The sequence below is a fragment of the Streptomyces sp. NPDC057616 genome (assembly GCF_042800575.1).
GTDB lineage: Bacteria > Actinomycetota > Actinomycetes > Streptomycetales > Streptomycetaceae > Streptomyces.
This window is the reverse complement of sequence record NZ_JBHVGU010000006.1, coordinates 162,966-168,540: the sequence shown is the minus strand read 5'-3', so window position 1 is coordinate 168,540 and position 5,575 is coordinate 162,966. Positions and strand designations below refer to the sequence as shown.

Genomic DNA, 5,575 nt, shown 5'->3' with positions numbered 1-5,575 from the left:
GCGGCGGGCGAGGGGTCGCGGTCCTCGACCGGGGTCCTCGGCGTCTGGGCGCCGGCGGGCCGGGACACGGCGGCCGCGACCGGGGTCGCCACCGCGGGCAGGGAGCCGGGAGCGGACGAACCCGCCGCGGCCGTACGGGACTCCGCGGCCGTACGGTCGCGCTGCTGGTCCTTCTCCTCCTGCTCGTCCTGGGCGTCCGGCCGTTCGTCGTCGCCGTCCGTCCCGCCGGAACCGGTGTCGTCGGCGTCCTTGGCCTGCTCGTTCTCCTGCCGCTGCTCCGGGTCCGCCCGCTCGCTCTCCGGCTCGGGCCGTTCCCGGTCCTGGGTCGCCAGGTCGGGGCCGACCTCCTGGTCGAGCGGCTTGTCGGTCTCCTGGAGGTCCTTGGTGGCGCGGTCCTGGCCCTGGGCGACGGGCCCGTTCTCGGGCTGCGGCGCCTCGCCCTCGACCGGCCCCTCGTCCTGTCCGGGAGCCTTCGGCTCGGGTCCGGCCTCGTCCTCGTCCTGCTCCCGCTCGTTCTTCTCCCGCTCCTGCTCGGTCCGTTCGGCCTTCGTCGGCGGCGGGGTGGGGAACGAGGGCAGGGACGGCTGGGCGGCGCCGGGCGCGAGCTGGTCCGCGGTGGGCACGGCGGACAGGTCGAGGTCGGCCTCGGGCAGGTAGTCCTCGGGCCTGAGCGCTGGCTCGTCCTTCACGCCCGGCGCCCGGCTCTCGTCCTCGCCGCCCGCGACCTCCTGGTCGGCGCCCGCCTCGAGACCGAGCGGCCGCTCCTCCTCGCGGGGTTCGGCCTCGGCGCCGCCGTCCTCGTCCTTCTCGTTCAGGCCGTGCTCGGACAGCGCGGAGTCGGGCCGCTCGGCGCGCTCGTCGACCTTCTCCGGGCGTACGGGTCCGGGCTGGGCCTTCTGCTTCGGGTCCGGTTCCTCCTGCTTGGAGCCGGCGGCCGGCCGGGTCTGCTCGTCCTGCCGCTTGCGCTTGTCGGAGCCGGGCGCACTGGCCTGCCGCGGGTCGGCCTCCTCGCGCTCACGCTGCTCCTTGCGCTCCTGCCTGGCCTGCTCGGTGCCCTGCTGCTGCGTCCGGACGCGTTCGTCGGAGGCCTGGTCGGTGCGCGCGCGGTCGGTGGCGGACTGCTCGTCCTCCTGCTGCTGCTCCTCCTCGGCCTGCTGCCGGGAGGCGTTGCGGGTGTCCTCCTGCTCGGTGCGCCGCGCGGCGTCCTGGTCCTCGGTGGCGGCGTCCGCACGGGCCCTGCTGCGGTCGCTGCTGCTCTTGGCGTCGCGCGCCCTGGCGTCCTCCTGCTCCTCGCGCGCGTCGGCCGCCCGCCGGTCGGCGGAGCCGCGGTCGGACTCCTGCTTCTTCTGCCACCGGGTGCGTTCGACGCCGAGTTCCTCGAAAAGGTCGATCTCCGGCAACGGCGCCTCGGCGGGCTGGAGTTCGACGGGCCCGGGGCGCGCCTCGTCGGCGATCTCCAGCAGCCGGTCGAACTCGGGCGTCAGCAGCCGGTTCTCCAGCCGGTCGACGACCGCGTCCTCCAACTCCGGTGACATCCGCGCCAGTTGCAGCCGTACCCGGCCGGAGGCGTCGGTGGGGTCACCGCGCAGGCTGCGCAGCACGTTGCCCGCGAGCCGGTCGACGAGGGTCGCCGGGTCGACGGCCTCGGCGCGCATCCGGTCGGCGTCGACGGTGGCGTAGCGCAGCCAGCCGGGGGTGTCCTGCCCCTCCTCGACCTGCGGGGCCTGCTCGGACGGCTGAAGCGAGTCGGGCCGTACGACCGCCTGCGCGGCCTCCTCCGCCTCCCGCTCGACGGCCTGCTGGGGCAGGCTCACCGCACCGAGTTCGCGGCCGGCCCGCAGTGTGCCGAGGCCGTGCGGGTTCTGCACGGTGTGCTGGAGTTCGTGGACAAGCAGGCGCCGGCCCTGGTCGGTGCCGGGGCGGAAGGCGCCCTCGCGGAAGAAGACGTCCTGGCCGACGGCGACCGCGTCCGCGCCGAGCAGTTCGGTCAGCTGCCCGGCGTCCCGGCCGGTGTGCAGCCGTACCCGGCCGAGGTCGTGGCCGAGCTGCTCCTCCAGTTCCCGCCGGATGCCGGGGTCCAGCGGCTGGCCGGCGCCGCTGACGATGTTCTTCGGCTCGGGCGCACGGGAGGTGGCGGCGCGTTCCTTGCGCTTGCGGCGGCGCTGTTCGGCGGTCTGCTCCGCCTGGCCGTCCTGGGTGCGGGAGCTCACGGGCCCACCTCCCCGTGACCGCTCAGGCCCTCGTGCACGGCGCGCGCCAGCTCCTGGCCGAGGCGGCGCGCGGACAGCCCGGCCGGCAGGGGCGGCAGCCCGGACAGGGCGTCGACGGCCAGGGCGCCCCGCGCGGCGAGCGGCACGCCGTGCAGCCGTACCAGACGGGTCAGTTCGGTCTCGAAGGCGGCCGAGACCCGGTCGGGGTCGGCCCGGAAGCCGTCGAGGACCAGTTCGCCGATGTCCACGCGGATCGCCGAAGGTTCCTTGCCGGCAGCGGAGTTCACACCCATCCGCGGACCTCCGTGGGCGTCAGCGAGCGCTCCAGCTTCAGGTACTCGGTGCGGGCGGCGGCGAGCATGTGCCGCATCTGCAGCCGGTCGCCCTCCTCGGCGGCGAGGAAGGCCCCGGACAGGGCGATGTTGCGGATCGAGCCGCCGGCGACGGTGAGTCGGGCGAGCAGGGCGGGGTCGATGTCCTTCACCGGTGCCTGCGGCGGCAGCACCCGCCGCCAGATCTCGGCCCGCTCGTCCTCGGCCGGGAAGGGGAAGTCGACGACGAAGCGGATGCGCCGCAGGAAGGCCGTGTCGAGGGCGCTCTTCATGTTGGTGGTGAGCACGGCGAGGCCGCGGTAGGCCTCCATGCGCATCAGCAGATAGCTGACCTCGAGGTTGGCGTACCGGTCGTGGCTGTCCTTGACCTCGCTGCGCTTGCCGAAGAGTGCGTCGGCCTCGTCGAACAGCAGCAGCGCGCCGCCGCGCTCGGCGGCGTCGAAGACCCGGCGGAGGTTCTTCTCGGTCTCGCCGATGTACTTGCTGACGACCTGCGAGAGGTCGATGACGAACAGGTCGAGGCCGAGCTCGTTCGCCATGACCTCGGCGGCCAGGGTCTTGCCGGTGCCGGAGCCGCCCGCGAACATCGCGGTCACGCCGAGGCCGCGGCGCAGGGTGGCGGCGAACCCCCACTCCTGGTGGACGGTGGCCCGCTGCCGTACGTGCGCCACGATCTCCCGCAGCACACCCGTCTGCCGCTCGTGCAGCACCAGGTCGCCCCAGCCGGCCTCGGGCGTGATCCGCCGGCCGAGCTCGTCCATGCCGATGCGCGCCTCGTCGAGCCCGGCCCGCCAGGCGAGTGCGGCCGCGTCCGGTTCGTCCTCCTGCGGGAGCAGGCGGCGCACGGTGGCCGCCGCGGTCCGTACGAAGTGCGGGGGCAGCTGGAACTGGGCGACGAGGGAGCGCAGTTCGCCCTCGTCCAGGTCGGTCTCCTCGAACGCGCCCGACCACAGGGCGAGTTGCTCCTCGTCGTCGAGCCGCGGCACGGCGGCCCGGGCCCGGTAGGAGCGCTCCGAGCGCAGCGGGTCCTCGCTCGACACCACCACCGGTACGGCCGCGCCCGCCAGGAAGGACTCGGTCGCCGCGCGCTGGTCGCGGTCCAGTTCGCCGACCTCGACGAGCAGCGCCGAGGGCAGCAGGATCGCCTCGCGCTGCCACAGCCGGGCGAGCCGGTCGCGCTCGACGGGCTCGGAGGGGATGTCCGCGGCGCTCATCGCGTACAGCCCGAGCCCCGAGCGGGCCGCGGCCGCCGCGGCGATGTCGGCGCGGCTGCGCAGGTCACCGCCGGTCACCTCGACGATCGGTGCCTCGGCGCCCGCCCCGGTCGTCCAGCCCTCGGCGAGCCGGCTCGCCGCCAGGTCGTAGGACGGCGTCAGCGCCTGCGGCACCGGGGTGCGGCGCAGCCCGCCGTGCAGTCGCGCGTCCAGGTAGGGCGAGCCCAGCAGGAAGTGCAGGACGCGCTCGTCGAGGCGGAGCCGGGACGTGGTCAGCCGGCTCTCGTCGTCCAGCTCGATGATCCGCCAGCGCCTGAGCGGCGCCACGGGCGTGAGCGCGCTCCAGTGCGGTTCGGCGAGCGCGGCCAGGGCGAGCGAGAAGGTGGGGTACGCACGCTCCGGGTCCCCGCTCGCGGCGGCGCACCGGGGCGCTGCCGTGGGCTCCAACTCCTGTGCGGCGGCGAGGAGTACGAGGTCGCGCTCGAAGGCGGTGAGGCCGAAGCAGGAGACGAGCGCCTCGAGGGGGGCGGTGCCGGGACCCTCGGCGGGGACCAGCTCGGCGCCGGGTGCGTCCCCCCGCGCGGCGGACCGTGCCGCGTGTGCGTCGACCCGGGCCAGGACGCGCCGGATCTCCGCGGTCAGCGTCGTCCCGTGCTCGGCCGTCCCCATGCCCTCACCTGCCCCCGTCGTCGTCATGCCGCCTCACTTCTCCGTGCTGTCGTCGCCCTGCCGCGGGCTTTGCCGGCCGGTCCTGGGCGCCGCCCTGCGGGCGCGCGCGGGGGACTTGGCGGCGGTCTTCGCAGCGGTTTTCGCGACCGTCCTCGCGGGGGCCTTGGCCGCCTTCTTCTCCGTCGCCGCGGCGGGCGGCTCGGGCCGGTCGTCCTCAACCTGCGCGGGATCGGCCTCAGTCGACGCCGGGGTGCCCGCTGGTCCGGCCCCCGGAGGGACCGGTGCGCCCGGCGCACCGAACGGCAGGACCCTCACCTCGGGCCGTTCGACCGGCCTGCCCGCCACCGGGACCTGACGTCCGTCGATGAGGACGAGCGTCGCCTGGTAGACCACGGACAGCGTGTACGGCGTCTGGTAGAGCATCCCCCACAGCTTCGACGTCTCGTCGACGTCCATCACGGTCGGTGTGAACCTCACCCGCTGCGCCGCCTCCGCGAGGTCGCTGCCCGCCAGGTAGGGCCGCTCCCCCGCCTGTTCGATGACGTCGTGGGGAAGCACCGGGATCTCGTGCAGGGTGCGCACCACGGAGCCGATCAGCCGCTGTCCGACCAGCTCCCGCTCGTCGCCGTACGCGCTGATGACGTAGTGCAGGTCGAGTGCCGCGGCGGGCCGCTTGACCAGGGTGCCGTCGGACGCCCGGGTCGGCAGGTCGTTGTTGCGCAGCGAGGTGTTGGGCGTGACCTGGTAGAGGAACACCGAGATCGTCGGCTGCTCCAGCTGCGGGTCGGCGGGCGGCTTGCGCGGCTCGACCTTGACGGCCTCGCCGAACTCCGGCCCCACGTTGTTCTCGATCAGCAGCGCGAGGGCCTGGGTGACATGGGCGATGGCAAGTGCGTTGCTCATGACGTCAGTTCCTCGGTTCCTCTCGGCCTGCTGATGCCTGTCCGTGGTTCACTCGCGCCCCCGCGCCAGATACTCGGCGAGGCTCACGGTCGCCGCGGGCCGCTCCTTCGCGGGCGTCCCCGGCCGCCCGCCGCCCGCGGGCTGCGCGGTCACCTCGAGCCGCCCGATCTGCACCTGGACGACCTGCTCGGTGGACCGCCCGGGGCGCCGGGCGGCGGCCTGCCGTACGGCGTCGCGTGCTGCCGCC

Annotated in this window: 4 protein-coding genes and 1 pseudogene; all 5 read right to left on the bottom strand. The window is 74.9% G+C overall.

Going from position 1 to position 5,575, the window contains the following annotated elements; translation table 11 throughout:
- Positions 1–2,210, bottom strand: a 2,210-nt coding sequence (locus ACFU97_RS09485) for a DUF4157 domain-containing protein (protein WP_384253144.1), incomplete at its 3' end; no start/stop codon positions are given.
- Complete coding sequence (locus tag ACFU97_RS09480; RefSeq protein WP_384253141.1) at positions 2,207–2,503, bottom strand: hypothetical protein; 297 nt, start codon at positions 2,501–2,503, stop codon at positions 2,207–2,209. The genes ACFU97_RS09480 and ACFU97_RS09485, both read right to left, overlap by 4 nt.
- Positions 2,494–4,452: an AAA family ATPase gene (locus ACFU97_RS09475; RefSeq protein WP_384253138.1), complete on the bottom strand. Its 1,959-nt coding sequence runs from the start codon at positions 4,450–4,452 to the stop codon at positions 2,494–2,496. The genes ACFU97_RS09480 and ACFU97_RS09475 overlap by 10 nt, the downstream gene beginning before the upstream one ends.
- 6 nt (positions 4,453–4,458) lie before the next feature.
- On the bottom strand, positions 4,459–5,328 hold the full coding sequence (locus ACFU97_RS09470; RefSeq protein WP_384253135.1) for a DUF4255 domain-containing protein: 870 nt from the start codon (positions 5,326–5,328) through the stop codon (positions 4,459–4,461).
- Positions 5,329–5,376: 48 nt separating this feature from the next.
- Positions 5,377–5,575: pseudogene (locus ACFU97_RS09465) on the bottom strand (hypothetical protein); the annotation flags it as partial.